At 72.9% G+C, this 26,084-nt stretch carries 34 protein-coding genes; all 34 read left to right on the plus strand.

The features are described from left to right. The first annotated feature begins 1,804 nt into the window (after positions 1–1,804). Positions 1,805–2,164 (plus strand): hypothetical protein, encoded by a 360-nt coding sequence (locus tag ABZY91_RS34185; protein WP_355407106.1) that lies wholly within the window; start codon positions 1,805–1,807, stop codon positions 2,162–2,164. Positions 2,165–2,251: 87 nt separating this feature from the next. Next, positions 2,252–2,614 carry a hypothetical protein gene (locus ABZY91_RS34190; RefSeq protein ID WP_355407108.1) on the plus strand — a complete coding sequence of 121 codons (363 nt, stop codon included), beginning with the start codon at positions 2,252–2,254 and terminating at the stop codon, positions 2,612–2,614. Between the two features lie 829 nt (positions 2,615–3,443). Continuing rightward, entirely contained in the window at positions 3,444–4,361 is a 918-nt protein-coding gene (locus ABZY91_RS34195; protein ID WP_355407110.1) for a hypothetical protein, read from the plus strand. 113 nt (positions 4,362–4,474) lie between these two features. Continuing rightward, positions 4,475–4,840, plus strand: coding sequence for a hypothetical protein (locus ABZY91_RS34200; RefSeq protein ID WP_355407112.1), 366 nt, complete (start codon positions 4,475–4,477; stop codon positions 4,838–4,840). A gap of 268 nt (positions 4,841–5,108) precedes the next feature. Beyond that, positions 5,109–5,411: a hypothetical protein gene (locus ABZY91_RS34205; RefSeq protein ID WP_355407114.1), complete on the plus strand. Its 303-nt coding sequence runs from the start codon at positions 5,109–5,111 to the stop codon at positions 5,409–5,411. A gap of 126 nt (positions 5,412–5,537) precedes the next feature. After that, positions 5,538–6,050, plus strand: coding sequence for a hypothetical protein (locus ABZY91_RS34210; RefSeq protein ID WP_355407116.1), 513 nt, complete (start codon positions 5,538–5,540; stop codon positions 6,048–6,050). Positions 6,051–6,130: 80 nt separating this feature from the next. Further along, complete coding sequence (locus tag ABZY91_RS34215; protein ID WP_355407118.1) at positions 6,131–6,511, plus strand: hypothetical protein; 381 nt, start codon at positions 6,131–6,133, stop codon at positions 6,509–6,511. A gap of 249 nt (positions 6,512–6,760) precedes the next feature. Further along, positions 6,761–7,636, plus strand: a complete 876-nt coding sequence (locus tag ABZY91_RS34220) for a hypothetical protein (RefSeq protein WP_355407120.1) — start codon at positions 6,761–6,763, stop codon at positions 7,634–7,636. Between the two features lie 77 nt (positions 7,637–7,713). After that, the gene (locus tag ABZY91_RS34225) at positions 7,714–8,103 is read left to right on the plus strand and encodes a DUF6409 family protein (RefSeq protein ID WP_355407122.1); all 390 of its coding nucleotides are present in this window, start codon (positions 7,714–7,716) and stop codon (positions 8,101–8,103) included. 170 nt (positions 8,104–8,273) lie between these two features. Beyond that, positions 8,274–9,290, plus strand: coding sequence for an ArdC-like ssDNA-binding domain-containing protein (locus tag ABZY91_RS34230; RefSeq protein WP_355407124.1), 1,017 nt, complete (start codon positions 8,274–8,276; stop codon positions 9,288–9,290). 95 nt (positions 9,291–9,385) lie between these two features. After that, complete coding sequence (locus ABZY91_RS34235; RefSeq protein WP_355407126.1) at positions 9,386–10,075, plus strand: hypothetical protein; 690 nt, start codon at positions 9,386–9,388, stop codon at positions 10,073–10,075. Positions 10,076–10,212: 137 nt separating this feature from the next. Next, positions 10,213–10,548 (plus strand): hypothetical protein, encoded by a 336-nt coding sequence (locus tag ABZY91_RS34240; protein ID WP_355407128.1) that lies wholly within the window; start codon positions 10,213–10,215, stop codon positions 10,546–10,548. A gap of 182 nt (positions 10,549–10,730) precedes the next feature. Further along, entirely contained in the window at positions 10,731–11,636 is a 906-nt protein-coding gene (locus ABZY91_RS34245; protein ID WP_355407130.1) for a PP2C family protein-serine/threonine phosphatase, read from the plus strand. 85 nt (positions 11,637–11,721) lie between these two features. After that, positions 11,722–12,396, plus strand: coding sequence for a hypothetical protein (locus ABZY91_RS34250; protein WP_355407132.1), 675 nt, complete (start codon positions 11,722–11,724; stop codon positions 12,394–12,396). Between the two features lie 83 nt (positions 12,397–12,479). Further along, on the plus strand, positions 12,480–12,890 hold the full coding sequence (locus ABZY91_RS34255; RefSeq protein ID WP_355407134.1) for a DUF6573 family protein: 411 nt from the start codon (positions 12,480–12,482) through the stop codon (positions 12,888–12,890). Positions 12,891–13,045: 155 nt separating this feature from the next. Further along, positions 13,046–13,555: a hypothetical protein gene (locus ABZY91_RS34260; protein ID WP_355407136.1), complete on the plus strand. Its 510-nt coding sequence runs from the start codon at positions 13,046–13,048 to the stop codon at positions 13,553–13,555. A 119-nt stretch (positions 13,556–13,674) separates the two neighbouring features. Further along, the gene (locus ABZY91_RS34265) at positions 13,675–14,100 is read left to right on the plus strand and encodes a hypothetical protein (RefSeq protein WP_355407138.1); all 426 of its coding nucleotides are present in this window, start codon (positions 13,675–13,677) and stop codon (positions 14,098–14,100) included. Between the two features lie 446 nt (positions 14,101–14,546). After that, positions 14,547–14,735: a hypothetical protein gene (locus ABZY91_RS34270; RefSeq protein WP_355407140.1), complete on the plus strand. Its 189-nt coding sequence runs from the start codon at positions 14,547–14,549 to the stop codon at positions 14,733–14,735. A 92-nt stretch (positions 14,736–14,827) separates the two neighbouring features. Then, complete coding sequence (locus ABZY91_RS34275) at positions 14,828–17,056, plus strand: hypothetical protein (protein WP_355407142.1); 2,229 nt, start codon at positions 14,828–14,830, stop codon at positions 17,054–17,056. A 165-nt stretch (positions 17,057–17,221) separates the two neighbouring features. Beyond that, positions 17,222–17,581: a hypothetical protein gene (locus ABZY91_RS34280; RefSeq protein WP_355407144.1), complete on the plus strand. Its 360-nt coding sequence runs from the start codon at positions 17,222–17,224 to the stop codon at positions 17,579–17,581. Between the two features lie 174 nt (positions 17,582–17,755). After that, positions 17,756–18,172 carry a hypothetical protein gene (locus ABZY91_RS34285; protein WP_355407146.1) on the plus strand — a complete coding sequence of 139 codons (417 nt, stop codon included), beginning with the start codon at positions 17,756–17,758 and terminating at the stop codon, positions 18,170–18,172. A gap of 68 nt (positions 18,173–18,240) precedes the next feature. Then, the gene (locus tag ABZY91_RS34290) at positions 18,241–18,492 is read left to right on the plus strand and encodes a hypothetical protein (RefSeq protein ID WP_355407148.1); all 252 of its coding nucleotides are present in this window, start codon (positions 18,241–18,243) and stop codon (positions 18,490–18,492) included. Positions 18,493–18,539: 47 nt separating this feature from the next. Then, entirely contained in the window at positions 18,540–18,821 is a 282-nt protein-coding gene (locus tag ABZY91_RS34295; protein ID WP_355407150.1) for a hypothetical protein, read from the plus strand. Positions 18,822–18,879: 58 nt separating this feature from the next. Continuing rightward, complete coding sequence (locus tag ABZY91_RS34300; RefSeq protein WP_355407152.1) at positions 18,880–19,086, plus strand: hypothetical protein; 207 nt, start codon at positions 18,880–18,882, stop codon at positions 19,084–19,086. Beyond that, positions 19,087–19,227 carry a hypothetical protein gene (locus ABZY91_RS34305; RefSeq protein ID WP_355407154.1) on the plus strand — a complete coding sequence of 47 codons (141 nt, stop codon included), beginning with the start codon at positions 19,087–19,089 and terminating at the stop codon, positions 19,225–19,227. Positions 19,228–19,320: 93 nt separating this feature from the next. After that, positions 19,321–20,034: a hypothetical protein gene (locus ABZY91_RS34310; RefSeq protein WP_355407156.1), complete on the plus strand. Its 714-nt coding sequence runs from the start codon at positions 19,321–19,323 to the stop codon at positions 20,032–20,034. Between the two features lie 105 nt (positions 20,035–20,139). After that, positions 20,140–20,829: a hypothetical protein gene (locus ABZY91_RS34315; RefSeq protein WP_355407158.1), complete on the plus strand. Its 690-nt coding sequence runs from the start codon at positions 20,140–20,142 to the stop codon at positions 20,827–20,829. Between the two features lie 104 nt (positions 20,830–20,933). After that, positions 20,934–21,344, plus strand: a complete 411-nt coding sequence (locus ABZY91_RS34320) for a hypothetical protein (protein WP_355407160.1) — start codon at positions 20,934–20,936, stop codon at positions 21,342–21,344. A 94-nt stretch (positions 21,345–21,438) separates the two neighbouring features. After that, the gene (locus ABZY91_RS34325; RefSeq protein ID WP_355407162.1) at positions 21,439–21,747 is read left to right on the plus strand and encodes a hypothetical protein; all 309 of its coding nucleotides are present in this window, start codon (positions 21,439–21,441) and stop codon (positions 21,745–21,747) included. Continuing rightward, the gene (locus ABZY91_RS34330) at positions 21,744–21,911 is read left to right on the plus strand and encodes a hypothetical protein (RefSeq protein WP_350565894.1); all 168 of its coding nucleotides are present in this window, start codon (positions 21,744–21,746) and stop codon (positions 21,909–21,911) included. The genes ABZY91_RS34325 and ABZY91_RS34330 overlap by 4 nt, the downstream gene beginning before the upstream one ends. Next, entirely contained in the window at positions 21,908–23,041 is a 1,134-nt protein-coding gene (locus ABZY91_RS34335; RefSeq protein WP_355407164.1) for a hypothetical protein, read from the plus strand. The genes ABZY91_RS34330 and ABZY91_RS34335 overlap by 4 nt, the downstream gene beginning before the upstream one ends. A 99-nt stretch (positions 23,042–23,140) precedes the next feature. Continuing rightward, positions 23,141–23,971: a hypothetical protein gene (locus ABZY91_RS34340; protein WP_355407166.1), complete on the plus strand. Its 831-nt coding sequence runs from the start codon at positions 23,141–23,143 to the stop codon at positions 23,969–23,971. 96 nt (positions 23,972–24,067) lie between these two features. Next, positions 24,068–24,952: a hypothetical protein gene (locus ABZY91_RS34345; protein WP_355407168.1), complete on the plus strand. Its 885-nt coding sequence runs from the start codon at positions 24,068–24,070 to the stop codon at positions 24,950–24,952. A 131-nt stretch (positions 24,953–25,083) separates the two neighbouring features. Continuing rightward, positions 25,084–25,995, plus strand: a complete 912-nt coding sequence (locus ABZY91_RS34350; RefSeq protein ID WP_355407170.1) for a hypothetical protein — start codon at positions 25,084–25,086, stop codon at positions 25,993–25,995. The last annotated feature ends 89 nt before the right edge of the window (positions 25,996–26,084 follow it).

Here is a 26,084-nt window from a genome sequence, read left to right on the forward strand (position 1 = left end):
GGGCGGAAGGGCTGCGCCCTTGCCCCTGGCCTGGCGGCCAGGGCGGCCCTGGCGGGCCGTCAGGCGCGCCCCTTCGGCGCCTGCGGCGCCTTTGTTTTGGGCTCGGGTAATAGGCGGCGCATTGTTGGTGGAATTGGCCGGTGGCCAATTCGTGGGAATGGGTGGCGCCTGACGGCGCTTTGGGTGTGGGGGTGTCAGGGGTGGGGGCGGGTGGGGGCCGGGAGGCCCGGCCGGTGGCCGGTCCGGGGGCAGGGTGCGGGACGGTGGGGTGGGGGGTGGGGTGTGCCGGGCCGGTGGCCCGGGAAGTGAGGGTGGGGCGGGGAGTGGGGCCGGGGTTGGGGCCAGGGGTGGGCGGTGGCGGTTCGGGCCCCGGCCGGTGGCCGGGCCCGTACCCGTTCTCTCGTGATTCCTCGGTGGAAGGGACAAGGGCCGGAAGGGATCCGGGCCCGGACGGCGGAGTGTCAGGGGCGCCGCCTGCGGCGGCCCCGGGGGCAGGGGCGGGCACCGGGGCCGCAGGCCCCGGGCGGGGGTGGCTGACGGGCCGTCCGGGCCCCTTCGCGGGGGCAGGGAGCCCGCCCCGGTGGGGCGGGGAACGGACAGGGCGTCACCCCCTCCCCGGAGACGGGGACACCCTCCCTCCCCCGGGCCCGCCGCCGGTGGCGGCGATGACGGCGGTGGCGGCGGCAGTGGCCCGGGGGAAGGTGGCGGGGGCGGCGGGCCGGGCGCAGCGCGGAGACCCCGGCGAACCCCCGGACACACCGTCACGGAACCCCCGGAAAACCCCAGGCAAATCCAGGAAAGGCGAAAACAGAAACGCGGAAATGGTGGACTAGACCACTTTACGGTGAATGCGCGCGCGAATTACCTGGGAATAGCGGACACCGACCGGCGGGATAAACCCACCGAGCGATTCCCAGAACCACCACGGAATCACCCCGGGCCGATGGCCCGCAACCACCCCCGGCAAACCCACCGAGGAACTCCCGAGGAAACACCCCGAACACCCACCCACACCCCAGAGGCCGGGCCACCCCGAACCACCACCACCCGGCCAACAGCGGGCCACCGACCACCCTGCCCGGCCGACCGCCCAGCCACCACCCCGGCCCCGGACCGCCACCGACCGCCCGACCAGTGGCCGAACCCACCGGAGGCCGGAGCACCCCGACCCGCCACCCCGACCGCCCCGGCCCCCGACACCACCACCCGGCCGACCGCCGGGCCACCCCACCCACCAGCCACCCAGCACCGGCCACAGAACCCACCACCACACCCCCACCATCCCCAAGCCGGCAACAACCCCCTGAACCCACCCCACAGCCCCGCCCAGAGCCCGGGACGAGGGCCCGGGGGTGGGCGCCCCAGAACACCCCGCCACCACCCCCCACAGCCCCGCCACAACCCGCAGGGCCCGGCCGCCAGGCCGCCACCAACCAAGCGCCGCAGGCCCACCACAACCCACACGACGCCACCAACCGCCACCCACCCACACCACCACCACCCACACAGGAGAAGAAGAGGGGCGCAGAGAGAGGGTTGTCAGAATTTCCGGCCACCTTGGTTGGCCCTCTGAGCTGCACCGATGCCACTGGGTGCCCCGGGCGGGGGTGTTGGCGTCAGGAGCCAGGTCAGGAGTTGGGTCGGGAGTCACGTCAGGAGTTGCGTCAGGAGTCCCGAGCGAGCCCGGCCGACACTCCGGGCCCGACCGGGCTTCCCTTCGATGCATTCTCCATGGTAGTCTTTCTCTTGTCAGGCCGGGTGGCTCCCGGAAGGCAATCGAACCGCTACGAGCATGGAGGACAGCATGAACCGCAGTGCCCGCAAGGCCGCAGGGATCGTCCGCAACCGTCGCCGCGCCGGTCGGTTGGCCAAGACCTTCGGTCACCGCCCGCGTTCCCTGGCCACCTACGCGCTGGCCGCGTGCGACATGAACCGCCGGACCGCCGAGGGCTGCGCGAACAGCATGCGCACTGTGGCGAAGGCCCTCAAGATCACGGGGGCCCCGGGCACCACCACCCGGACCATCGAGGGCCCGGCCGAGGGCGAGCGGCCCACCACCCGCTACACCCTGGACGAGGTCCGCGACATCGCCGAGAAGTACGCGCCGCGCAAGCCCCCGTACCGCGCCGTCCGCGCCCGGCTGCTGGCCCTGACCGCCGCCTGACAGGCGCCGCCGGGGGGGCGGGCGAAGCCGCCCCCCCGGCATTCCCAAAAACCACCGAAACCCAGATCCGAGAATCGGAGAATTCCCATGAAGAAGAACATCACCGCCGTTGTCGCTGCCGCCGCCGTCATCATCGAGAACGACATCCCGAAGGCCCACACGGCCAACGTCGAATTCTCCTACACCGTGAACGGGGTCAGTGTCGTCACCCGCGACAACCTCAGCACCCCCCACCGGACCCAGGCCCTCGCCCACGTGATGAACGCGTTCCGGGCCGCCAAGTGGACGTTCGAGCCCGGCGCGGGCGTCACCCTCACCGCCCCCGACGCGGTGTACCGCAAGACGACCAAGAAGAAGGCCCCCGCCGCGCCCGTGGCCGAGCCGACCGGCGACGCCGACACGTTGTTCCCGGCCCAGGAGGCCCCCGTCCTGGCCTTCGTCAGCGCCTAACCGGCACCGGGGGGCGGGGGCCTATCCCCCGCCCCCCGGGCCCTCCCGGGGCCACGAGAAGGCGCGCAGCGCCGGGCCACGGCGGCGCCAGCCGCCCCCGCCCGGCCCGATCGCCCGCACCCCCGAGCAGGGCCGGGCTCGGCCGCCAGGCCGAGCCCGAGGGCGTAGCCCCGCCCCCAGAACAAAGGTGCAGCAGTGCTGCGCCCCGACAGGCCGGGGCCGGGTGCGCGCTGCGCCCGGCCCGTCTCAGGAAGGGGATGCCTGATGGGCAACGAAGAGCGCGAGGCGTCGAGCGCGGAGTTCCAGGCGCTGCGGCGGGTCAGGGAGCGCAGCCCGGAGGAGAGGCGCGGTTGAAGGTGGTGCGCGCCCGGTTGGTTGAGCTGCTGGCTGTGCTGCCCGTCGGGTACGAGGCCCCCGAGGCCGGCCGGAGGCTGGTAGAGCACGCCCGGGCCCATGGGTGGCTGGTGTTGGAGCAGTGGGGGCGGGCGAGCGACGGGGCGCCGTTCTACACGGTCCAGGTCGGCCGGGCGGCCGAGGACAAGGAGAAGCGCCGGATTGGCTTGGTTGGGAATTCCGCCGCACGTGGCATTCATGGGGTGCCGCGCCCGGCCGGGTGCGGTTGTTCGGGTCGGGAACGGCGCAGACGCCCGAGGTGCCGAGGACTCATTACGCGCCGTCGGTGCGGCGGATTCGGGAGGTGATCACGGCGTATCCGGTGTCGTGAGGCGCAGATCACACACATTCAATGCATTTTCCATGGTAGTCTTTCTCTTGTCAGGCCGGGTGGCTCCCCGGAAGGCAATCGGACTACGACGAGAGGACAGAGACCATGACCGAGGCTCTGGTTAAGCAGACCGCCCCCGACCTCACCGGCACCTACGAGCCGTCGGCGCCCGGTGCACACACCATCCACGAGGCCCGGCCGCTGTACGTGGGGAAGAAGCGGGTAACGGTCACCGTCGAAGGACGCACCGCCTACCTGTTCATCGGGGGCGTGCACGAGACCCCCTACGAGCTGCCCGCCGACGTCACCAACGTAAACCTGTGGGCGCAGCAGGTGATTGCCGAGCGGTCGGCGCAGCCGGAGGCCCAGGCGGCGGTCCAGCCGGCTCCGGCCACCGCCCCGGCCCCGCTCCCGGTGGCCACGGTGAACGTGCCCGGTGCGTTCGCCGAGTGGCTGGAGGGCACCAATGCAATGACGGGGGACGACGACCACGACCCCCGGTCGCTGGCGCTGCGCGTGGCCGTCCAGGGCGGCCGGTGGGTCAAGCGCGGCCGGTCGCGGAGCCTGGTGGTCGAGGGTGGCAAGCTGGCCATGAGTGTCCTCACCGAGTACGCGGACGCCTTCCTGTCCATGTTCTGCGTCGAGGACGGATCCGCGACGCGGGCCGAGGTGGCCGGGGCGAGGAAGACCCAGGAGCGCACGCTGGCGGCGCGCGCCGCCCTGGTTGCCGCCGAGCGGGCCGAGCAGCGCCGCCGGGCCCGCCAGGTCCTGGTCATGTACGGGGCCGTTGCGGACGCGTCGGTCAGGGACAAGGAGGCGGTGTTCTACGGGTTCAACCCCAACACCCGGGGCGTCAACATCCCGGAGTTCATCGCGACGCAGTTGGGCCACGCGCGCGCCGCCCTTGAAGGGCACGAGTGGGAGCCCGTCAGCCCGGCCGAGACGGCCGCGCTGTTCGATCTCTCGGACAAGTCGGCCGACTTCCGCGCCGCCGGTCCGCAGCGCGGGACCCGACCCAACTGACCACCGGCCAGGAGGCGCCGCCCCCGCCCGGAGCGGGGGCGGCGCCCGCCGCAGGACACCCCCTACGCATGTCAGGAGACGCCCCGGTGTACGCCCTTCCTCTGTCCGCCCCGATGAGCAGCATGCTTCTCAAGGCCCACCGCGCCCCCAAGGGGAAGATCACAGACGGCGGTCTGACGCGGAACGCCCTGGAGCGCCGCAAGCTCGCTGAGGCCCGGCTGGAGACCACCGAAGAGGTCGACCGCCACGGCGCCCCCCGCAGGCGATTCCGCTTCTACCTCACCCCTGCCGGGCACTCTGTCGCCCGGCAGATCATCGAGGCCGTCAGGGCCGCCCCCGCCCCCGCCCCGGGACCGGGGCGCGCGGTCAGCTCCGCTGTGATGGCCCGCCGGCTCCGGCAGGGCTGGGACCCGGCACGCGCCGCCGCCACCCCTGTTGGCCCGGCCCTGCCGGAGCGCTCCGAGGGGGCGCAGCGGTAGGCGAAGGCCTCTGGGGGATCCCCGGCGGGCCGTGTGCCCGCCGGGGGCCGGTCGGGTCCAGGAAGGCCGGGCCGGGCCGCGGCTGATGGCCCTTCCAGTGCCGCGGGTTGCGCCCGGCGCCGGCCCGCGGGCGGAGGCCGGGCGTATCCCGCTCGCCGCGTGTGGCGTGGATCACCTACTTTCAATGCATTATCCATGGTAGTCTTTCTCTTGTCAGGCCGGGTGGCTCCCGGAAGGTAATCGGACCACGACGAGAGGAACCGCGATCATGTCGACTCTGGCGCTGCTCACCCCCAAGAAGCCGGTGGAGACCGCCGGGCCGGGCACCCCGGCGCTCCCCGCGCCGCTCCGGGAGCTCCCCGCCGGACTCTGCTACCGCGCGGAGCCGGTCGCCCATCACGGCCCGCACCGGGAGTACGTGGTCCCGGGCACGTTCGTGGTCCTGATCGACGGCGAGAGCCCGTGGGCGACCGCTCGGCCGGAGGAGTGCCTGGACACCAGCGGCCAGGGTGTCTGGATCGCGGACTACGAGGTTCTCGTGTGCCTCAGCTGCGGACTGGACTGCACCTGAGTGCGCCGGGGGCGGGCCGGACGGCCCGCCCCCCTCCCCCGGAACCGGGGCTCAACACGGCCAAGCCCGGGGCGGGTGGCTCCCGCCCCGGCATCGAACCGCACACCGCGAGATGGGATCACGATCATGGGAAGCAAGTCGGAGTTCTTCGAGCCGGGCCGCACGTACGTCCTCGCGGACGCACTCCTTGCCCCGGAGATCCGCACGGTGTTCGAGTGCGTCGCGGTCGCCCCGCACCGGCAGCACGGGGACCTGCGGGCGTTCGGGTTCGCGGGCAGGCTCGGCAACCCGGACCGGTGGTCGTCGGTCGCCTTCCAGGAAGCCCAGTGGTCGAAGGGCTGGGCGGACGCGGGTCCCACGCCCGTCCGGTCCGCCGAGCCGGAGCCCGAGGGCAGCGAGGACCAGGACCCGGAGGGGGTCCCGGCGGCGCACGCGGGCACCGCCCCCATCCGGCGCGGGACCCTTGTCCGCTATCACGGCAGCGTGACGGACCAGCACGGTCTGTACCGCTCCGAGCCGTGCGTCTGCCAGCGCTGCGCCGGGGAGCCCGACGGACCCCGGTACGTGCTGCGCGACCGGGCCACCAACGACGTTGCCGTGCGGTGCGTGCGCCGCAAGTCGGTGTCCCTCGCGCTCTGAGCCGCCCGCCCGGCGCCGGGCGGCGGCCAGTCCGCCGCCCGGCGCCCCGCCACCGCTTCTCTGCCCAAGGAGTCCGACCGATGACCACCCGCCCCGCCCGCGCCTTCCGCCGGCGCCTCCAGGCCATGCGCCACAGCCGTCTGTTCCGCCCGCTGGCGAGGACGGCCCACGCCGTCCGGCGGGAGCTGACGTGGCTTTCCGGATGGCTGGCTCAGGCACTGTCCGAACGCGCCTACCACGTCGTGTTCGAGTACCCCGACACGCCGCGCGTGCACGTGTACCACGTGTCGGCCCGGTCGCTCGGCGCCGCCGTCCGCCAGGCGGAGCTCACCGAAGCCTGGCGCGCGGCCGACGAGGGGCGGCCGGGCGACAGCCGCCCGGTGCCGGTCGCGATCGCTTCCGAGGGGTGGTGGACCTACTTTGAGGACCGGGCCCACGAGCACGACGACGCCCCCTGGTAGGCCGCTCCGGGCCGCCCCGGCGGGGCGGCCCGGAAGGCCGGCGGCCCCCAGGGGGGACGGTTCGGACCGACCGCGGGACGGTCCCGCCTTCGAAGGCGCCTTTCCGGCCGGCGGCAGGAACGGCCGTTGCGGGACGTGCGGAAGCGGGCACTCAAGTCGACTCAATGCATTATCCATGGTAGCCTTTCTCTTGTCAGGCCGGGTGGCTCCCGGAAGGCAATCGAACCGCTCCCCCGAGAGGACCCGCACGTGAACGGCAACGGCACGATCATCTCCGCGCAGCCCACCTCCCACTTCCTGGCGCGCTGCAAGCCGTGCGTCCGCCCCGTGCGGGCCGAGGTGCCGAACCCGCCGTGCCCGGAGTGCGGGCAGATGCTGCGCGGTGAGCGGCTGTTCGCCGTCACCCGCGACGAGTCCTGCGACGCGAGCTGCATGGGGGCCGTCGGCCCGTCGTGCTCATGCTCGTGCGGCGGGGCGAACCACGGCAAGTCGTTCGGGGCGCAGTCCACGCGGGAGGAGACGGAACGGGCCGTCACCGCCTACCGGGCCCGCGTCGCCCGGGAGGAGGAGAAGCGCGCGAAGAAGGAGGCCGCCACGCGGACGCGGGCGCAGCGGGCGTTCGAGGCGTGGAGCGCCGCCGAGCCGGGCCGCGCGGAGCTGCTGGCCTACCTTGCCGAGGGGTCGCACGACAACGACTTCGTGGCGGACATGGCGCGCGAGGTGGCGCAGCTGCGGCCGCTGACGGTGCGCCAGGAAGCAGCGGTGGGGCGGTGCATGGAGTACGCCCGCCGCCGCGCCCAGGCGCAGCAGCGGCGCGCCGAGGAGGCCGCCACGGCGGCCCCCGTACCCACCGGCAAGGCGCTGGAGATCGAGGGGGAGATCGTTCACGCCCGCTACGACGACGCGGACTTCGGGTCCGCTGGCCGCTACAAGATGTTGGTCCGTGGCGAGGCCGGGTGGCGGGTGTGGAGCACGGTCCCGGCCGCGCTCCTCCGCGCACTCGGCGACGGGCCCGCGCGGTCCTTCCAGGGCAAGCGGGTGAGGTTCACCGCTGACGTGGAGGTGTCGCCCAAGGACGCCACGTACGGGTTCGCCAAGCGGCCGCGCAAGGCCGCCGTCGCCTGATTCCCCCCGGTGGGGCGCGCCGTCCGGGCGCGCCCCACCGGCGCGCGCCGTCAACTCCCACAATCCGGAGGATCCCCATGTCCAAGCCCCCCATTGCCGTGGCCATGAACCGAGCGGCCCCCGCCGTCCTGGCGCCCGGAATGGTCGTCGAGTGCGAACGCGTGCAAGCCGGCCTCAGGCGGATGGGGACGGCCCGGGCGGTTGTCCTGAGTCGGTTCGGCCAGGACTCCACAGCGCCCTACGTCGTGTGGTTCTACGACGCCGAGGGCCCGGCCCGGTTGGGCGACGACGCCACCGTGTCACTCAGCTTCCCGCGCGAGATCACCCATTTCTGGCCGCTGAGCGCCCTCTCGGAGAAGTCGCTGCGCCGGATCGTGGCGGGCGCCCACGGGTTCGACGCGGCGGCCGGGGCACGGCGCCAGGCGGGCGAAGCACTGGAGCACAGGCGTGCGCAGCGGCGCCGCTGACGGATCGCCGGGCGCACGCCGGCCGTCTGTCGGCGCCCGTCGCAGCAGCGGTCCGGCCTGCGCCCGGCGATCCACCCCCTAGTTTCAATGCATTAATCATGGTAGTCTTTCTCTTGTCCGACCGGGTGGCTCCCGGTAGGCAATCGAACCGCGACCGAAGGAGAACGATCATGGCCAAGCGCACCCGCCGCCGCACCCTCACCGAGGCCGAGAAGGCCGTCAAGGCCGCCGAGCACAAGGAAATGACGGAGAGGCTTCGTCAGGGTCTGGAAGACGCCGTGATGGGCCTGGCCACTTCCGAGGGATGGATGGCCATGCTGACCCAGATGGCCCGGGCCGCCGGGACCGAGATCGGCCGCTTTTCCGCGAACAACATCTTCCTGATCCTCACGCAGTGCCCGCACGCGACCGCCGTGTGCACGTACAAGCAGTGGCAGGAGCGCGGCCGACAGGTGATGCTGAACCAGAAGTCCCTCCGGATCTTCGCCCCGATCACGGCCAAGAAGAAGGGCCAGGAGGCGGACGACGTCCCCAGCGAGGAGGAGGGCGGCGAGGGTCGGCCGAAGGGGTACATGCTCGTTCCCCGTTTCGACGCCAGCCAGACCGAGCCCATGTGGCAGCACAAGCCGAAGGACGGGCTCTACTTCATCACGCCCGCCCTCCCAGCCCCCGTGAAGCGGTTCGGTGCGGGCACCCCGGGCGAGGCCCCCGCCGAGATGTGGCGGATGCTGACCGCCTACGCCGTGCACCACGGCTACAGCGTCGAGACCGGAGAGACCGGGACCGCACAGGGCTGGACGCGGCCGTCCACGAAGACGGTACGGGTCAGCGACAAGGAGAAGGCCGCCCAGGCGTCCCTGACTCTCGCTCACGAAGTCGCCGGGCACATCGGGTGCGGTCACGTCGCGGACATGGACGGGTACTTCCGCCACCGGGGCCGGATGGAGACCGAGGCGGAATCGGTGGCCCACATGGTCGCCGCGTTCTACGGCGTGGATGCCACGGTGGAGTCCGCCGACTACATCGCCGGGTGGGCGGGCCGCGAGCCGAAGGAGGTCCGCGCGATGCTCACCGCGACCGCTGAGACCGTCCGCAGTACCTTCCGCGCCTTCCTGGAATTCCGAGAGAGCCCGGAGGCCGCCGTCGCCATGGAAGCCGCCCAGGCGGGCGCCCTGCCCGTCGCGTAACGCAGCTGCCGGGGCGGGGAAGCCCCCGCCCCGGCCCCACTGCCGCGAGGCACCACGGCCGCCACCATCACGTCGCCACACACGAAGGAGCCACCATGCACACCACCACAACCGCCCTCCCGACCTCCCGGAAGGTGCCAGGCACGGTCTCCGCCGTCCTCGACTACGCACGCCGGCACGGCTGGAGCGCCGAGGTCACGTGGTCCCCGGCCGACGTGACCAACACCGGCGACGGATGGGTGGCGACGGTGGGCGCGGACACCGCACGCGGGCGGGGAGAGTTCCGCCTGGTCTGGCGCTATCGGGGCACGTACCTGAAGTTCGAACGCTACTATTCGGAGGGACGTGCCCCGGGCGAGTGGCGCGAGGCCCCGACCCTGGTGTTCGCCCGCTGGGCGATGCGCAACAACCCGGTCCCTTCGGCGAGCTCGGACCCGGTTCGGCGATGGCGCGAGACGGACGCCCTGCCGCCCAGCGTGGACGAGCTGACAGCCGCCATGCTGGCCCAGGCCCGGTACGACGCCGACAAGTCGCACCTGCCGCAGACCGTGTTCGCCTCCCGGTGGATCGGGCGGGAATTCCTCGGTGCGGACTGCCTCCTCACCAGCGCCGCGATGCCCCACGAGGACTCGCGGCCCGGTGACGCCCACCCCGACAGCACCCCGCTGTTGACCGTCCTGCCCTCGTTCTACTTCCGCACCGTGCCCGCCGAGCGAGAGCCGAGGCGGGCACAACCGGGGCGCGAAGCGGGAGACACCCTCCCTTTCGCACCCGGCCGAACGTGATCGCCACGGCCCCCCGCCGGGGGTCGAGGGACGTGCCGCCAACTTGCTTCGATGCATTATTGACGGTAGTCTTTCTCTTGTCATGCCGGGTGGCTCCCGGAGGGCAATCGAACCCCGACGATCCGAGAGGTCCAACCATGTCCAGACCGAAGACGCCGCCCTACGCGATCGACCCCTACGACTGCGGCTGCACCCAGTGCATCCTGGGCGACTTCGTACCCCTGCGGGAGGCGACGGACGAGCACATCGCGCTCATGGTGACGGGGAAGCTGCGGAACAACACCTCCGTGGACTTCCGGATCACGGCGCAGTGGTCGCTCTCCGACGGCTTCCGCCCCGTCGCGGCGACGGTCTCGTCGGTCGAGGTGACGGCGGAGGTCTGGAACGGCCCCACCCTCACCTGGGATCTCACGTCCCACCTTGACGGCCCGCTCGGCCAGCTCTTCGACCCCAGCACGACCGACGACCGGTAGCAAGGCCCGGTGCTGCCAGCCACACCCCAGGCTGGCAGCACCGCCTCCCGACCGCCGGGCCCGCCACCTTCCCACTCTCGCGCTCCGGCCGACCCCAGGTCCGCCCCGCCGGGCCGCGCGCCCCACCGCCCGGAGCATGCCGACACCCGCAGCCCACCCACCCCAACACCTTGGAGCACTCTGTGCCCACGCACGCCACCGCTCAGCACATCGGCACCCGTTCGCACCAGTGCGACGCCACCGCCACCCGGTCCACCGGCGACGGCGGCCGCGCCTTCGTCCTGCTGGACGGGATCGGTTCCAGTGACCAGGTCCGGGAGTGGACCCGCGCCCGGGCCCGGCGTCTGGCCGATCTGACCGCCCGCTCCCTGGAGCCGGACGAGGCCGTCACTCAGGTGCAGAACGAGCTCGCCGCTCAGGCCGGCTGGGCGCCGGGCGCGTGCGCCGTCGCCGCCGTGACGGGGCCGGATCAGCTGCTGCGCGTCGCGTGGATCGGCGACTGCCGCGCCTACCTCCTGTCCCCGGACGGTCACCTTCAGCGGCTGACCACGGATCACAACCTGCGGGCCGAGATCGAGGCCGCCGGGGGCCAGGCGCCTAGGTGGTCCCGTAACCGCGTCACCCGCTGTCTCGGCCACCCGGACCCCGGGGCCGCGATGGAGCCGGAGCGGACGGCCGTGCACGACCGCTCCGGTGCGCGGCTGCTGCTCGCCTCCGATGGCTGCTACGAGCCGATCGAGGACGCCGCGCGCGATCTGGGCGCGGAGCTTGCCGCCCTGGACCCCGCCGGGTGCGCGAAGCATTTGGTGAGCCTGGCGCTCGCCCTGGGCGGAGAGCACCGGGACAACGCCACGTGCATGGTCGTCGACTTCCCGCACGCCCCGGCGGCGGAGGCCGGTGCCGGGCGCGTGCTGTGTGCCCACGGCCGCGCGTTCATGTGGGACAGCTGTTCCGGCTGCGCCGCCGCCGAGGAGACCCCGCACCCCGCCGACCCCGTCACCATGCGGTCGCCCTGGACCTCCCGCATGGTGAAGCGCTGCCGGACCTGCGCCCAGCCGCCCGGCCGCCGCATCCACAAGGGCGCCTGAGCGCTGCCCGGGTGCCCGTCCCGCACGGGCACCCGGGCAGCGCCCGGCAGCCACCCATCACCGATCAGTCCGAGGAGAAGCCGCGATGAAGCGCACCCTTGAGCGGGCCGTCATGTCTGCCGTCCTGGCCACCTGGACCCCTGCCCGCCGCGGTGCGAACGCCGGCGCCGCCGCGGTCCGCATCACCTTCCCCGAAGGTGCCTTCCCGCGGGCGCCGGCGTGGAGCCCGGGCGACCGCTTCGAGGTCTGCCGGGCCGGGCAGTCCTGGATACGCCGCACCCCTGAGGCCACCACCATGGTCGTGGCCGGTGCGCAGCTGCCGCTGCGCGCCGTGGGCGTGCCGGACGGCCCGGAGGTGTGGACCGTCACCGGCCCGGCGGACGCGCAGCCGCCCGCGTTCCTGTGGGGACAGCCGGCCCGGGTCACCGAACTGCGCCGGGCCCCCGGTATCCGCGTGGGCCGGGAGCTGCTCTCCGGCCACCCCGCGGCCGCAGCCGCGGAGTACTGGGAGGCGTTCGCCGGGCGGTGGGGGTTCCGGCCGGCGCGCAAGCCCGACGGCCGGTGGTCGCTGCTGCTGCCGTGCCTGCCCGCGCACCCGAACGGGCCGAACGAGCGCGAGGTGATCGATGCCGCCGCGCTGGTGGTCCGGGAGTTCGGGGGCAGGGCCGCAGTCCGGCCCTATGACCAGGTCGGGGACCCGTTCACCGTGTGGCGGATCCTGGAGTGCTCGGCCGTCCAGCTGCGGACACGGCCAACCTAGATGCATTTTTCATGGTAGGCTTTCTCTTGTCAGGCCGGGCGGCTCCCGGAAGGCATTCGAACCGCAGAAGAGGGGACATTCCCATGAGCGACAAGACCACCGACCCGATGGACGAGGGCAGCCCCATCGCCACCTACAGCCGCGCCGAGGCGATCGCGGACGGCGTCCTGGTCGCGGTGCCCGAGGAGGCGCAGCGTCAGGCCGGGCTCGGGTGGCCGACGGCACTGTCGGAGATGGTTCACACCCGGTGTGTCACGTGGAACGGCGACCAGGAGGTGGAGGCGTCGCGCCTGCGCGCACTGCTGCGGAGCGCGAACTCCGCCGTCCGGTCGGCCATGGGGCAGGGAAGGACCTATCCCCACGTGGCCTTCACCTTCGTCTTCGAGGAGGTCGACAGCCCCGGCACCGGTCGGGAGACGCAGCTGGTCGCGGTCAGGGGGATCGGTGATGACCGCGAGCGGGTGATGACCGTGGTGTTCCTCCGCGAGGACTGACGGGCCGTCCGGGGCGTGGTTTCGGCCGCGCCCCGGATCCGGTCCCCATCGGACGACCCTGCCCGGGAGGAGGGGCAATCGGCGACCGCCGGGCAAGCCCGCCCCACGCCGGGATCCTCCCGGCCGACTGCACGCAATCGCCCCTTGGAGGCACCTTGACCGACCGCACTACCGACAGCACTTCGTTCCTGGACGTCATGGGGGCGCTGGAGCGCCAGACGGCACTCGCCGCCGAGGCTTGGGACACCGCCCAGGAAGAGATCGACGCCGCCCGCGAGCGCCACGGCGAGACGGAACAGGGGCCGCTGTGGAACGCCTTCCTGCTGCTGCAGCCCTCCGACGTGCTGGAGTCGGCGCCGCGGCTGTACCGCGCGCACGTTCGGGAGCTGCTGGAGAGGGTGGCCACCCGCCAGGACACCAGGCCGGCCACCGGCGCCGAGCTGCTGGCCGCCGTGTCGGCGGGGAGCGTGCAGGTCCCCCTGCCGCCGTCCGCACTGTGCCTTGCCGCCCGACTGACGGCCCAGCTGCCCCCTGGAGACACCCTGCCCGTCGACGCCGAGGTGCTGGACGTCGAGGGCTACGAGCGACTGTTCGGCGCCGAGGCGGACGAGCACGCGCGGCGACTGGGCGCCATGCTCCACCAGGACTGGCGCACGCAGGGCTGAGACCGTCGGCGGCGACCCGCAACGACTACTTTCAATGCATCATTCATGGTAGTCTTTCCTATGTCAGTCCGGGTGGCTCCCGGAAGGCAATCGAATCACGACCGGAAGAGGACCCACCCATGAACCGCATCACCTACACCCGCCTGACCGAGTACTACGGCGGCCCGGTCAGGTCGTCGCCCGTGACCGAGGACTTCACCGGCCGCACCCTGGTCCGGGTGTCCGAGGATGCGCAGCGTCAGGCCCGGTTCCAGTGGCCGGTGGCGCTGGACCTGTCCGTCGCGGACTGCGTGGCCTGGCGAGGTTCTGCGGCCGTCGAGGCCGAGCGTCTGGAGACCTTGCTGCGGGAGGCGCACCAGGCCGTGGTGTCCGCGCAGAGGGACGACGGCGCACCGGTGCCGTTCGCCTTCGAGTACCTGTCCCGTACGACGGCCTGTCGTCGCACCGTGCAGTTGACCGTCAGGTTCGGCCACGACGGGGGCTCGCCGCTGGTCGTGATCGCCGAGAGCACCCAGCGCGTACAGGGCCTGAGGTTCCTGGGCTGACGATCTTCCCGATCGGCATCTGACGCCCCGGGGCGGCGGTCGTACCCGCCGTCCCGGAGGGCGCTCCCCCAGACCGCCCCGCAGCATCGCCGGATCCCGCCAGGACCGGGTAACCGGTCTCTTCCTCTCCTGGAGGTCGAGGCACCCGGGAGCAGCTGCGGGGCCCCGGACCGGTCGGGCCGGACACGCGACCCGGGCGTTCGCCCGACGACTCGCTTCCGCGACCCGGCCGGTCCGTCCACCACCCGCATCCCACTGCCACGTGCCACCATGCAGGCCGAGCCCGACAGCATCCGCCCCTCCCGTACCGGGTCCGCCGAGGGCCGAGACGCGGCCGGGGCCCCGTACCCGGCCGAGTTCCTGGACCTGCCCCTGTCCGAGCTGCTGGAACGCCTGGCGCTCGCGGAGCGGCGGGTGGAGTCGGCCGAGGCCGAGGCCGTTCGGGCGTGGGAGCAGGCTCTGGGCCGCCCGTCGCGGGAGGCCGCCAGGCGTTGCACGAGCGGCTGCGGCGGGTGCGGATCTCGCTGGAGGCGCCGGGGCGCGACAGCGTTCCGGCCGTCGAGCTGCAAGACGCCCTGTACGGGGAGCTGGACACCGCGCGCGCTGAGCGCGGCCCGGCCCCGGCCGACGACTGACGCCCCCACACACCCCAGTACGGAAGCCCGGCGGGCAACCCCGCCCGCCCGGCCGCTGAACGACCGACCATCACTGCCAGAAAGGCGCCCCCGTGAACACCCAGAACAGCACCCCCGCCGGCACGACCGGCCTTCCCCGCAACGCCGTTCGGCTGACCGAGCGCGCCCGCGCCGCCGGCTGGACGGTCAGCACCGAGCGCGAGACTGGGAGCGTCACCGTCCGGCTCACCGCCCAGGTACGCCACAACCGCGAGTCCATGGCCGTCGAGGTGGTCTGCTGCTGGGAGGAGGACCAGGCGCACGCGCTGCGCTGGCGGAGCGCGATCCTGCGCAAGGACGGCCGGCCGATCGCCGACCCGTTCGGCTGGCGGGAGGTCGGCAGTCTCCTGGAGCGCTTCGCCCCGGTGATGATCGACGCGGCCGCGGAGAAGGCCGGCCGTACCCACCACGGCCTGAGCGTCGGGCAGTGGAGCGCCGACGCCGCCGAGCAGCACCGGGCCGCGGCCGGGCACGCGAGGGAGGTTCGCGGCGTCCAGGACCGGCTCCAGGAGGAATGGGCCGCCGGCGCGGCATGGGCGGAGGCCGCCCTGGACGTCGTCACGGCACAGGCCGAGCGCGCGCGCGACGCCGAGGAAGCCGCCCGCGTGCTGACCGAGGAGTCGGGCGAGGCCGGGGCCCGCAGCGCGTTCGAGATTGCCGAGGAGGCCCGGACGCTGGCCGAGGCCTGCGAGGACGCCGCCCGTCTGGCGCGCAACGCCGCGCTCGACGCGGAGGCCGAGAAGCTGTGCGCGCCGTACGTAGCCGCGCAGCTGCAGGCCGATGAGGCGGAGGAGACCGCCTGGCGGGCGGCCAACCCGGACGGCACCGCCGAGGACTTCGCCCGTGCGGTCGTCCAGGCTTACGAGGCGCCCGCCCGCCAGTTCGGCCAGTGGTGGGCCGAGAACCACCGGCCCGGCATGACGTACCTCCAGGGCTACGACGCCTTCCACCCCGGCGCGGACCCGCGCGCCGAGCTGGGCGCGAGCCTGACCCTGGACCGGGACACCAACCGGGCCGTGTACGCGCTCGGGGCGGCGGCCGCCGCGCTGCTACGGGTCGGCGGCGACCAGGCGCAGCAGGAGCGGGCGGGGAGGCTGGAGGAGGAGTCGCGGCGCGGTGAGGAGTTGTACGCGCCGGGCGCGGGTCTTCGCATCGGCGAGGGCCACCAGGCGGCGGCGCGGGTGTGGTCCGCGCTGGTCGGCCGCGGGTGGAACATGGGGCTGTCGCTGGACGTGCTGCAGGACTTCGTGACGCTGGAACTGTGGGAGCGGGCCGGAGCGGTCGAGGAGGCGACGGCGCTGCGGCGGCTGCTGCTGGTCGACCACGGGCTGCGCCGCCGACGCGACCGGCACGACGCCGTACGCGAGCGGATCGAGGCCGAGCGCATCGCACGGCACGACGCCGGGGTAGAGGTCTACGAGGCGGCGCGGCAGGCCGGGGAGGACGAGGAGTCGGCGGACTGGGCGCGATGGGACTTCCTGGCACGGCGGGACGCCGAGGAGGCCGGCCGGGAGGAGGACGGGCGCGGGCGGTTCGCCCGGGGCGCCGACGTGTGGGTGCAGCCGGCGGACGACGGGCCGAGTGCGGTCCGGTACGCGGGGCGGATCGTGGCCTACCGCGGCCGGGGCCGGTTCCGGGTGACGGGCGCGGCGGGGACCGTCCCGCGGGAGGTGCCGGTGGACCGGGTGTCCCCGGCCGGGCCCGACGAGGCGCGGCAGGACCGGGCACGGCAGGAGGCCGAGGTGGCCCGGCGCCGCGAGGAGTGGGCGGCGCGGGATGCCGAGGAGCAGCGGTGCCGGGAGGAGGCGCGGGCCGTGGCGGAGGCCGCGCTGGCACGGCGGCTTGCCCGTCGGCGGGCCGCCGCCGGCACGGTCGCGCCGGTCGGCGAGCACGGCCAGTGGAATCCGGTCCACAGCGTCCCGCGGTCGGTCGGGGAGCTCTGGGCGGCGGCGTCCGAGGGCGGTTGGCGGATGACCTGCCGTACCGGCACGGGCGGTCAGATGCTGGTGGTGCGCATCGCGGGGACGACGGACGCCGGGCGCTGGGTGTTCGAACTGATCTGGCTGCCCGAACGCGGCCAGTACTCCGTCAGGAAGCAGCTTGGGGCGGCGCGGTGGGCCGACGGCCGGTCCGGTCCGCGCGGCGGGCGGATCAGGCCGACGGTCCGCGACGTCCTGCTCATCATCTTGCAGGAGACCCGGGAGGGGGCCGAGGCGCGGCCGGGTGAGCTGGTCGGCGGGCCGGGGCGGCCGGAACCGGCGGCGCCGGTGGCCCGGGACTGACCGGCCGTTGACCGGGCGGGGTGGGGCGTGCGTAAGGCGCCTCACCCAATTTGAATGCATTCTTCATGGTATACTTTGTCTTGTCAGTCGGAATGCCTTCGGGAGTCATCAGCCCACAGGCGCCCACGCCGACGCATTTCCGTACACCATGAAAGGTGGGCACCCGTGGCCCTCGCCAACGCCGCATACTGCGGCCAGTGCTGCGCCGTCGTCACCGTCGACGGCTCGACCGAGTCCTTCCACTGCCCCCACTGCGGGAGCGCCGAGCACACCGTCATCACCGCCGAGCAGGTCGGCGCCGCCCAGGAGCTCGCCGACGCGATCGGCGACGGCTACCTGCTCCTCGACGTGAGCAGCAGCTCCGCCGGACTGACCTGCGGGGAGGCGGAGACCTTCTCCGCCTTCCTGCACGCCTACGGACGGAGCGGCACCGCCGCGGCGCTGCTGGAGGACCATGCGGGCCACGACGACGAAGGCGACTCCCACGGGATCGACGCCGAGGGAAAGGTCTTCACCCGCGCATAACCCTCGACGGCGGGGCGGCCCGGCCACCCCGCCGCCGAGAAGGGCCGCCGCCACCCGCCTCACTCGGCAGGGGTCCGGACGGCTACCTTCGATGCAATATTCATGGTAGTCTTTCTCTTGTCAGGCCGGGTGGCTCCCGGAAGGCAATCGAACCGCATCGAGAGGACCCCGATCATGGCGCACCAGAACCCGGCCGACCGCTGGCCGCACCTCAACCGCGAAGCCGAGTACCGCGCGCTGCTTCCCGCAGCAGTGCAGGCCGTGGCCGTGCTCGTGGAGGCCGCCCGCCCCGGCTGGGGCGAGCGGCTGACCGGCCCCGAGATCGAGGCCGCCCCGGCCCGGTGGCCGCTCGACGTGGGGCCCGACCCGCAGACACCCGCCGGTCAGTGGATCGCCCTGTACCGCGACCTGCGCACCCTCCTGGACACCTGCACCCAGGACCCGGAACCGGAGCTGCTCGCCGCCGAACGCCTGGTCAACCTGCTAAGCCAGGCCGTGTGGGTTGGAAGCCAGGGCGAGTGGCTCGCGGCGGGGCAGCGCACCAAGCGGGCGCTGCTCAGCAGCTGGAAGGCCACCGGGTTCCGGCCCTGAATCCTGCAGGGCCGCCGCCGTGCGGCGGCGGCCCCACCCCCTTCCGGCCATCGGACAAGGACACCAGCATGCCCCTGAAAATCTCCCCCGAGACCTTCCACGTCGTCGACAGCAATGACCTCAACCAGTTCTATGAGGACCCGTCGGACACCGCCTCTCCACTGGTCAGCCGTCCCGGCTTGGACGGCTACGACCGGGAGAAGCTGACCGAGTGGTTGGCCGGGAACAGCAACGACCCGGCCCCGCAGATCCTGCTGAGCGACCTGGCCTGCCGTGGGCTGGTCGAGCCGGGTTCCTACCTGATCCGGGTCAGCTGGTAACGCGGCCCAGCTCCCCCTCCTCTCACCACCGAACAAGGACGTACCCGGTGACCGCCGCCCCGCTCCCTCCCGAACTGCTCGCCGCCTTGATCGACGCCGGCAACAAGGCGCTGAACGACCTCTACCACGAGGACCTGTGCAACTGCTCGTTGTGGCCCGCCTCATGCGCGACGAGCGCCCGCTACTTCCCTGGCTACTGGGACACGGTCGCGTTCGCCCATGCCCTGCCCGCGATGATCGCGGCCTACGAGCAGGCGAAGAGCGCGCCCCTGCCGATCGCGGAAAAGACCACCCCCTCCGGCCAGAACGACCACCCCGCCCACCCGTGACGGCGCCCCCGTCATCCGTGCCTGCCCCAGGCCGCACCAGCACCGCAAGGAAGTCCCCGTGCCCGTCATCATCAGCCCCGGCTCCGGGCCCGTGCCGGGCGCCCACCGCCGCGCCGCCGACGAGAACATGACCCGATTCATCGAGGACCTGGCCGACCGGGGCATCATCGCCACCGGCTTCCTGGCCACCCCGAACGACGGCTACGGGGACGGCCGATACGCCTTCCGCCTGAACCTGCCCGACCGCCGCACAGCCGAGGTGTAGATGCCCGGCCTGTCCCTGGACCAGGTCCGGTGGATGAACGAGCCGGACCAGAACATCTGGAACTACCCCCGTCTGTTCGTCGACGGGAGTTCGTGGGTGTGGTGGTACGCGCTGGGCATCTGCGGCCCCGGCGAGGACTGACCCGCCGTCCGGTCCGGCCTCCACCAGACGGCCGGACCGGGCACCACCGCCCCACCCTCGACCACCCCCCTTCACCACCCCCAGGAGAACCCCGTGAAGCGCAGCCTGCGCCGGCACGTCCAGCGCGCCGCCCGCCGCACCTGGAACCCCCGCCGGCACCACTACGGGAACGGCATGGTCGCCGCACTCGTGATCTTCCCGCGCGAGGCGTTCACGGACGGCCCCGCCTGGCACCCGGGCCCGGGCTTCACCCGATGCCTCGACAACAGTTGGCTACGCACCAACACCGACGGCACCGCAACGGCCGTGGTCACCGGAGTCGGCCCCAAGGAGCTCCCCTCCCTCGACGGCGGACCGTGGACCGAGCCGGAGGTGTGGACCGTCACCGCCGAGGAGGACCTTCTCCTCACCGTCTCCAGCCTCTGGGACAAGCCCCACCGGATCAGCTGGATGAACCGCGAGCCCGGCGCCACCGTCCACCGCGAGGCCTACGCCTCCCACCCCCAGGCCGCCGTCGACACCTACTGGGAGGCCTTCGAGGAGACGTGGGGATTCGTCCCGACCGCTCTGCCCGGCACCACGGAGCGCCGCTACCTGCTCCTCAGCTGCGATCCCGGCTGGGAGGACCTGCCGAACGAGGTCGACCTGGCGAAGACCGCGCTCACCCTCGCCCGCCGGTTCACCGCGAAGGTCCGCGTCTACCCCTACGACCCGGCCCGCCAGGAGCTCGGCGGACCAAGGATGCGCAGCGACGTCCTGGCGGTGCAGCAGATCCAGCGCGCCCTCCAGACGCAGCTGGACAGCTGACGCGTCCGCCCCCTTGGCGCCCGCGCCCCGTACGGGTTGCCAAGGGGCGCCGAGCGGCAGCCCGCCAACCCGCGCCCCGTCCGTCCACGACACCGGAGGAGTTCCGTGCCGCCCGTCGCGTTCACCGCCCGCATCACCGAGTTCGACGGCACCCGCCGCACTGCGGCCCTGTCCGCCGCGGAGGCCGATGCCGTGATCGATTCCGCCCTGCTGTTCGACGAGGCGGCAGTCACGGCCGGCGGCGAACGGCACGGCACCCTCACCATCACCCACTCCATCAGCCACCCTCCCTCCGCCTGCGGTACGTTGCCCGCCTCAAGAAGGTGGACCGCGGTCCTGGAGGCCGCCCACCCCGTCCGCCCGACCCTGCGGCAGTACGAGGACCTGGCCCTGCTGGCAGCCTGGGAGGAGGAGCACCCTGAGGGGGCGATGCTCACTCCGGCCGGCGCGGCCGCCACCCGCTTTGAGCATGTCCCCCCGGCATCGGCTCGGCATCTGCTCGCCGCGGGGTGGCTCACCCCGGACGGGGGCGGTGCGCACGGTCACGTCACGGTCTCCTACGCCGGCCGCATCGCCATGACCCTGTACCAGCACCGCCTCCGGACCGGGGTAGTCGGCGCCGAGGCCTGGGCGAGCGGCGCGATCTCCGGCGGGTGGGTGGCGTGCCCTCCGCTGTACGTCGAGGGGTGCACCTGCGGGTGGCGCGGCCCCGCCCCCAGCGGGGACGCGGCCATCGTTCGCGGGCACGGGCGCGATCACCGGCAGGGCGAGCTGCAGCGGCTGTTCGTCGTGTAGGTGGCTGCGCCCACCTACTTCCATGCATTATTCATGGTATGCTTTCTCTTGACAGACCGGGCGTCTCCCGGAAGGGAGTCGAACCTACCGAACGGAGAACCCCTGTGCCCCCGAGTTCCTGGCTCGTGATCCCGGACCCCTGGCCCTGGTCCAACAGCGAGCGCGAGTACCGGTCCCTTTTCCCGGCCGCTCTCGAAAGCGTCGCGGAGATCCTCGACGTGGCCCGGGGTGGGATCGGCGCACAACTCCGGGAGGCCGGGCTGGAACCCGCTGCCGAGATGTGGCCCCCGAACGATGAACCGGACCCGTCGTCCCCGGCCGGGAAGCTGGTAGCACTGCGGGAGGGACTGCCGCACATCGGTGTCGGGCCCTCGTTGGTGGCCTCCGTCCCTCCGCGCCTGCTCGGCCTCATGGTTACTGCCGTACGGGCGGCGGGCGAGCACAAGTGGGCCGACGCAACCGAGCGCCTCAAGGAGATCCTCCGCCTCTGCTGGACCATCACCGACCGCCCGTAGCCGCCCCTTCGGGCGGGGCGTCGTCGACCGGCCCCGCCCGATCCGCACCGACCAGGCCCCGGGCCTGCCCCGCGCCATCCCGGCAGGAGAACCAATGGACTTCCAGCAACTCAAGAGCGCCGGCCTCTATCCGATCGCGCACATCTCGGGCCGTCCGTCGACGCCCATGCCCGAGCACGTCGCGGCGTGCCCCAAGCACCGGGTTCTGTGGACGGCCTGGCACGACAACACGTACGACTGGCGCAAGCCGAGGGAGTGGGGCGGAGGCCACATCATGGACTGCCGCACCGACCACCAGGAGCGCGCCTACGACTGGGCCGAGAAGAACCTGGCCCAGATGAACGCCGCCGCGCTGTCCTGCAAGCAGAGGCGCGGCTGCACGAGCGTCAAGGAGGACGCGTGAGCAGCCACTTCGCGAACGTCGAGGTGTTCGTATCCAACCTGGAGAGCGCCGACGAGGCCGACGACGTCGTCGCCCTGGTCGAGGCCGCACTGAACGGCCGTGGTTACCAGGCGTCCGTCAGCGCCACGGCGAACGCCTACCCCGCGAAGGAGGACGAACGATGAGCGAAGCCGACGAGAACAGGGCGGCCCCGGCCCTGCCAGAGCCGCCGGTAGGCACGGCCGCACCGGCCGGCCTGGACGACGCGGCGCTCGCCGCCGAACTCCAGGCCCTGGACGACTACCAGCGCGGCCATGCCGGCCGGCCGGGCATCGGTCTGGTGATCATGGGCAGGATCGGGCCGCGCCGCGGGGCGCTGACCCGGGAACAGACCCGGCGCGAGCTCGCACGGCGCGATGCGGCGAAGGCCGCCGCCGAGCGCGAGCGGCTGCGCGCCCGCCAGGACCGCACTTCTATCGGCCGACGCGACAAGGACGGTCGCTACCCGGTGGCGGTCGACGGCCGCGAACGCGGACGAGTGTGGCGCGGGGCCCGCGACTGGTGGCACGAGGTCGACGGCGGGGACAGGTCCGGGCCGTCGGACACCCGGTGGGAGGCTGCGGACGCCATCGTGGTGACGGTCGACGCCCGGGCGGCAGCGGCCACGCAGCAGCGGCGCCGCGAGGAGCCGCCGGAGGGATGGGTGGCCGCGGCCGAGGGCGAGGAGCTTCAGCGGCTGGACGTGGTGCGTCTGGCGGGGACGGGGCACGGTCCGGCGTGGAGCCGGCCGTGGCGGGTGTGCGGCCGGGAGGAGCACCGCGACGGGCGGGTGTCGTACCAGCTGGAACCGGCGGAGGCGGACCGGCCTCACGAGGGCTACGTACTGTTCGCGGAGCCTCTGCGGAGGTTCGTCCGGCCCTCTGCGGCCGTGCTCGCCGCCCTGCCGGCGGTGCCGTTCCGGGTCCTGTACCCGGAGGAGTGCTCGGAGCGCCGGCTCTTGAACGTCTCGGACGAGCTGTCGTCGCTGTCGCGGGTGGCCGGGTGCGCGGAGGCGTCCGGCCGTGCCCTGGGGCTGCTGGCCGAGGTCGAGGCCGGGCGCAGCAAAGACCCGGCGGCAGCCATGCGGGAGATCACCGGCCTGGCGGAGGAGCTGCTGCGTATCGTGACGGACCCGCAGGGGCCGAACTGGGAGTCGCGGCGCTACGACCGGGGCAATGCGGAGCACGCCGCCCGGTGGGCGACGTGGGCGGCGCAGCGCTTCGAGGAGGGGGCCGGGGCGTTGACGGAGGAGTACCGGGGGCGCCCACACGGATAGATTCAATGCATTATCCATGGTAGTCTTTTCTCTGTCAGGCCGGGTGGCTCCCGGAAGGCAATCGAACCGGCTGCGCGAGAAAAGAGCACCGCTGTGGGCATGGATATCCCCCTGACCATCCCCGGCCTGGCCGTGGACCCGCCGTCCCGCCTGGCCTGGCCCGACAAGCTGCTGTCGAAGAACAACACCGACGTCTGCCGGACCACCGGCGAACCCGACAATCCACAGTTTTTCACGTGGACCATTCCGGCGTGGGTCGTGAAGCTGACCAGCGGCAAGTTCTTCAATGCCTGCCCCCAGGCCGGGATCTGCGGCGGGCCCCTCTGCTACGCGGTCGCCCCCGGAAGCTCCTACCGCCGGTTCCCCAACGTCCTGGCCGCGCACGTGCGCAACCTGGAACTCGTCCTGGACGAGCCGCTGGAGTGGGAGCGCCGGATGAAGGCGGAGCTGCGCGGGCGCCGCTACCGCAGCCCCAACGTCTGGGTGCGCATCCACGACGCCGGCGACTTCTTCAGCGACAGCTACGTACTCGCGTGGCTGCGCATCGCCAGGTCCGCCCCGCACGTGCGGTTCTACTGCTACACCAAGGCCATCTCCCGGTTCCTGCGACTGGTGGAGCCGGACCGGCCGGCGAACTTCCTGTGGTGCGCGAGTCTGGGCGGCACGGAGGACCACTTGGTGGACCGCGAGCACATGCGGCACGCCGACGTCTTCCCCACCGTCGAGGCACTGGAGGCCGCCGGCTACAGCGACCAGAGCGCTTCCGACCTACTGGCCGTGCTCGGGGATCCGAGAGTCGGGATCCCCGCCAACCGGGGAACGAAGTTGGTGGGCGCTGCTTCGTTCAGCGAACTCCAGCGCGAACGCGACGAGCGGCGGCAGGCGAAGAACGCCCGGGCCCGGAAGCGGGCCGCGCTCACGGCGGCATGACCGCCCGGCGGGGGGATGCCAAAAAGCACCCCAGCCGGGCCTCCGCCCCCGCCCCCGGGCGGCTCTCACCACCAGTTCCCCCGAGGAGTCTTCGCGATGCTCACCGTCTCGGCGCCAAGCGCCCCGGCCGCTCTCTCCCGCCCGACCGTCACCGGCCGGCCGAACCGTGCTCCCGCACGCCGGGGGACCGTGTTCTACCTCGGCGGGCCGCCCCGTTGGGCCCGGGACTCGCACGTGCCGCTGATGCTGTCCGCGAACGCCTTGATGGACTACCGGCTGGGCGGCCCGCGCTCCCCCGTCGCCCGGTGCCGGTTCGCGCTGGACAGCGCCGGGTTCAGCCAGGTGGGCAAGTACGGCGACTATCTGCTCAGCACCGACGAGTGGGGAGGCATGGTCTACCGGCTCATGGACCGCTTCGGCGCCCCGCCCGAGTTCGCCAGCTGCCAGGACTTCATGTGCGAGCCGCAGATCACCGCGCGGACGGGCTTCACCGTCGCGCAGCACCAGGAGTTCACCGTCGACTCGTACCTGTACCTGGTGGAGCAGTTCCCGGCCGCGCCGTGGATGCCGGTCCTGCAGGGCCAGCGGGTGGAGGAGTACCTGGAGCACTGCGCGATGTACGAGGCCGCCGGCGTGGACCTGGGGTCGCTGCCGCTGGTCGGCGTCGGGTCGGTGTGCCGGCGCCAGGGCACCCGGGAGGCCGGGCACATCCTGGCGGAGCTGGCCGCCCGCGGCCTCGCCCTGCACGGCTTCGGGCTGAAGCTCCAAGGACTCCGGACCTACGGGCACCACCTGGCCAGCGCGGACAGCTACGCGTGGTCGTCCGGAGCGCGCAAGCGCCAGGTACGGCTGACGGAGTGCGACCACCGGGCGGCGGACTGCCGCAACTGCCGGCGGTACGCGCTGCACTGGCGAGAGCGGGTCCTCGCAGCCCTCGCGGCCCCGAAGCAGCTCGTGCTCGGGGTCCACGACCTACATTGAATGCATCATTCATGGTAGTCTTTCTCTTGTCACTCCGGGTGTCTATCGGGCAGCCGGGGCGAAGCCCCGAGGACCGCCCGGGCGCACCCCCCGTTCCGACATCACCCCAACACCCCCAAGGAGACGTCCACATGGACTGGCACCTCACCCCCGGCGACCGCATCGAGCGCGCCGAGCTCCACGACCGCTTCGGCGGCCGCATCCACCCGCGCATCAGCCCTTCCCGGACGAGTCCGAACATCATGCTGTTCAGCACCCCGACCGCCGCGAGCCGGTTCGACGGCTGGACCGGCGAGCACGTGCACTTCGGAGGCGAGGGCGGAGGCGACGGCACCGACCAGAAGCTCACCCAGGGCAACGGCGCCCTGCTGCGGCACGAGGACAAGGGCCGCGCCCTGCGGCTGTTCCTCCAACCGGAGAGCGGTCCGGCCGAGTACATCGGCGCCTACCGGCTCGACAGCCACATGCCCTTCGCGCAGGTCGAGGCCCCCGAGGACCCGCACCGCCCGCTGGAGGTGCGCCAGGTCCTCGTCTTCCGACTGCGGCCCCTCACCGGCCCGCCGCGCGGACTGCCGCACCGCACGGCGGCCATGACACAGCGCCGGGTGGAGAAGACCGGCCCTGGCGTCCGCCTCACCCTGCCCGGGCAGATCCTCGCCCCCGCCCAGCAGGCCGCCGCCGACATGCTGGCGCGCTACGAGGGCTTCCTGCGCCTGTCCGAGCGCAGCGAGACCGCCGGATACCGGATCACCACCGGCCACAGCCTCTCCGAGATCCACGTGGAGCTGTTCGACCACACCCGCGATGAGCTGGTCGTCCCGCTGGCCAGCCGCGCCCGGCCCGGCGTCTGGGAGGCCCTGGGCAGGCTCAACGACCAGGCCCGGTTCTTCACACCGTCCCCGCGCCGCGCGCTTCTGCTCCCCGGCCAGCCGGATCCCGACCTCATGGACCTGCTGCTAAGCCAGCACGTCACGGCCATCTGGCCGTCCGGCCCCTTCTCCTACGCCCGCAGCGAGCCGGGCCCGGCAGCAGCCCGGCCCTGAACCCGGTGCGGGCCGCCGCCGGACCTTCGCCCACTCCACCGGCGGGAGGGTGCGCAGGTGGTCGGTGTCGCACAGCACGGCCCGGGGCT

It is taken from the genome of Kitasatospora sp. NPDC002965, assembly GCF_040611255.1.
Taxonomy (GTDB): domain Bacteria; phylum Actinomycetota; class Actinomycetes; order Streptomycetales; family Streptomycetaceae; genus Kitasatospora.

Excerpts from the sequence above, each read along its gene's own strand:
- ABZY91_RS34185 (WP_355407106.1), top strand. The coding sequence starts at position 1,805 with ATGAACCGCAGTGCCCGCAAGGCCGCAGGGATCGTCCGCAACCGTCGC.
- ABZY91_RS34190 (WP_355407108.1), top strand. The coding sequence starts at position 2,252 with ATGAAGAAGAACATCACCGCCGTTGTCGCTGCCGCCGCCGTCATCATC.
- ABZY91_RS34195 (WP_355407110.1), top strand. The coding sequence starts at position 3,444 with ATGACCGAGGCTCTGGTTAAGCAGACCGCCCCCGACCTCACCGGCACC.
- ABZY91_RS34200 (WP_355407112.1), top strand. The coding sequence starts at position 4,475 with ATGAGCAGCATGCTTCTCAAGGCCCACCGCGCCCCCAAGGGGAAGATC.
- ABZY91_RS34205 (WP_355407114.1), top strand. The coding sequence starts at position 5,109 with ATGTCGACTCTGGCGCTGCTCACCCCCAAGAAGCCGGTGGAGACCGCC.
- ABZY91_RS34210 (WP_355407116.1), top strand. The coding sequence starts at position 5,538 with ATGGGAAGCAAGTCGGAGTTCTTCGAGCCGGGCCGCACGTACGTCCTC.
- ABZY91_RS34215 (WP_355407118.1), top strand. The coding sequence starts at position 6,131 with ATGACCACCCGCCCCGCCCGCGCCTTCCGCCGGCGCCTCCAGGCCATG.
- ABZY91_RS34225 (WP_355407122.1), top strand. The coding sequence starts at position 7,714 with ATGTCCAAGCCCCCCATTGCCGTGGCCATGAACCGAGCGGCCCCCGCC.
- ABZY91_RS34230 (WP_355407124.1), top strand. The coding sequence starts at position 8,274 with ATGGCCAAGCGCACCCGCCGCCGCACCCTCACCGAGGCCGAGAAGGCC.
- ABZY91_RS34235 (WP_355407126.1), top strand. The coding sequence starts at position 9,386 with ATGCACACCACCACAACCGCCCTCCCGACCTCCCGGAAGGTGCCAGGC.
- ABZY91_RS34240 (WP_355407128.1), top strand. The coding sequence starts at position 10,213 with ATGTCCAGACCGAAGACGCCGCCCTACGCGATCGACCCCTACGACTGC.
- ABZY91_RS34250 (WP_355407132.1), top strand. The coding sequence starts at position 11,722 with ATGAAGCGCACCCTTGAGCGGGCCGTCATGTCTGCCGTCCTGGCCACC.
- ABZY91_RS34255 (WP_355407134.1), top strand. The coding sequence starts at position 12,480 with ATGAGCGACAAGACCACCGACCCGATGGACGAGGGCAGCCCCATCGCC.
- ABZY91_RS34265 (WP_355407138.1), top strand. The coding sequence starts at position 13,675 with ATGAACCGCATCACCTACACCCGCCTGACCGAGTACTACGGCGGCCCG.
- ABZY91_RS34285 (WP_355407146.1), top strand. The coding sequence starts at position 17,756 with ATGGCGCACCAGAACCCGGCCGACCGCTGGCCGCACCTCAACCGCGAA.
- ABZY91_RS34290 (WP_355407148.1), top strand. The coding sequence starts at position 18,241 with ATGCCCCTGAAAATCTCCCCCGAGACCTTCCACGTCGTCGACAGCAAT.
- ABZY91_RS34305 (WP_355407154.1), top strand. The coding sequence starts at position 19,087 with ATGCCCGGCCTGTCCCTGGACCAGGTCCGGTGGATGAACGAGCCGGAC.
- ABZY91_RS34325 (WP_355407162.1), top strand. The coding sequence starts at position 21,439 with ATGGACTTCCAGCAACTCAAGAGCGCCGGCCTCTATCCGATCGCGCAC.
- ABZY91_RS34335 (WP_355407164.1), top strand. The coding sequence starts at position 21,908 with ATGAGCGAAGCCGACGAGAACAGGGCGGCCCCGGCCCTGCCAGAGCCG.
- ABZY91_RS34340 (WP_355407166.1), top strand. The coding sequence starts at position 23,141 with ATGGATATCCCCCTGACCATCCCCGGCCTGGCCGTGGACCCGCCGTCC.
- ABZY91_RS34345 (WP_355407168.1), top strand. The coding sequence starts at position 24,068 with ATGCTCACCGTCTCGGCGCCAAGCGCCCCGGCCGCTCTCTCCCGCCCG.
- ABZY91_RS34350 (WP_355407170.1), top strand. The coding sequence starts at position 25,084 with ATGGACTGGCACCTCACCCCCGGCGACCGCATCGAGCGCGCCGAGCTC.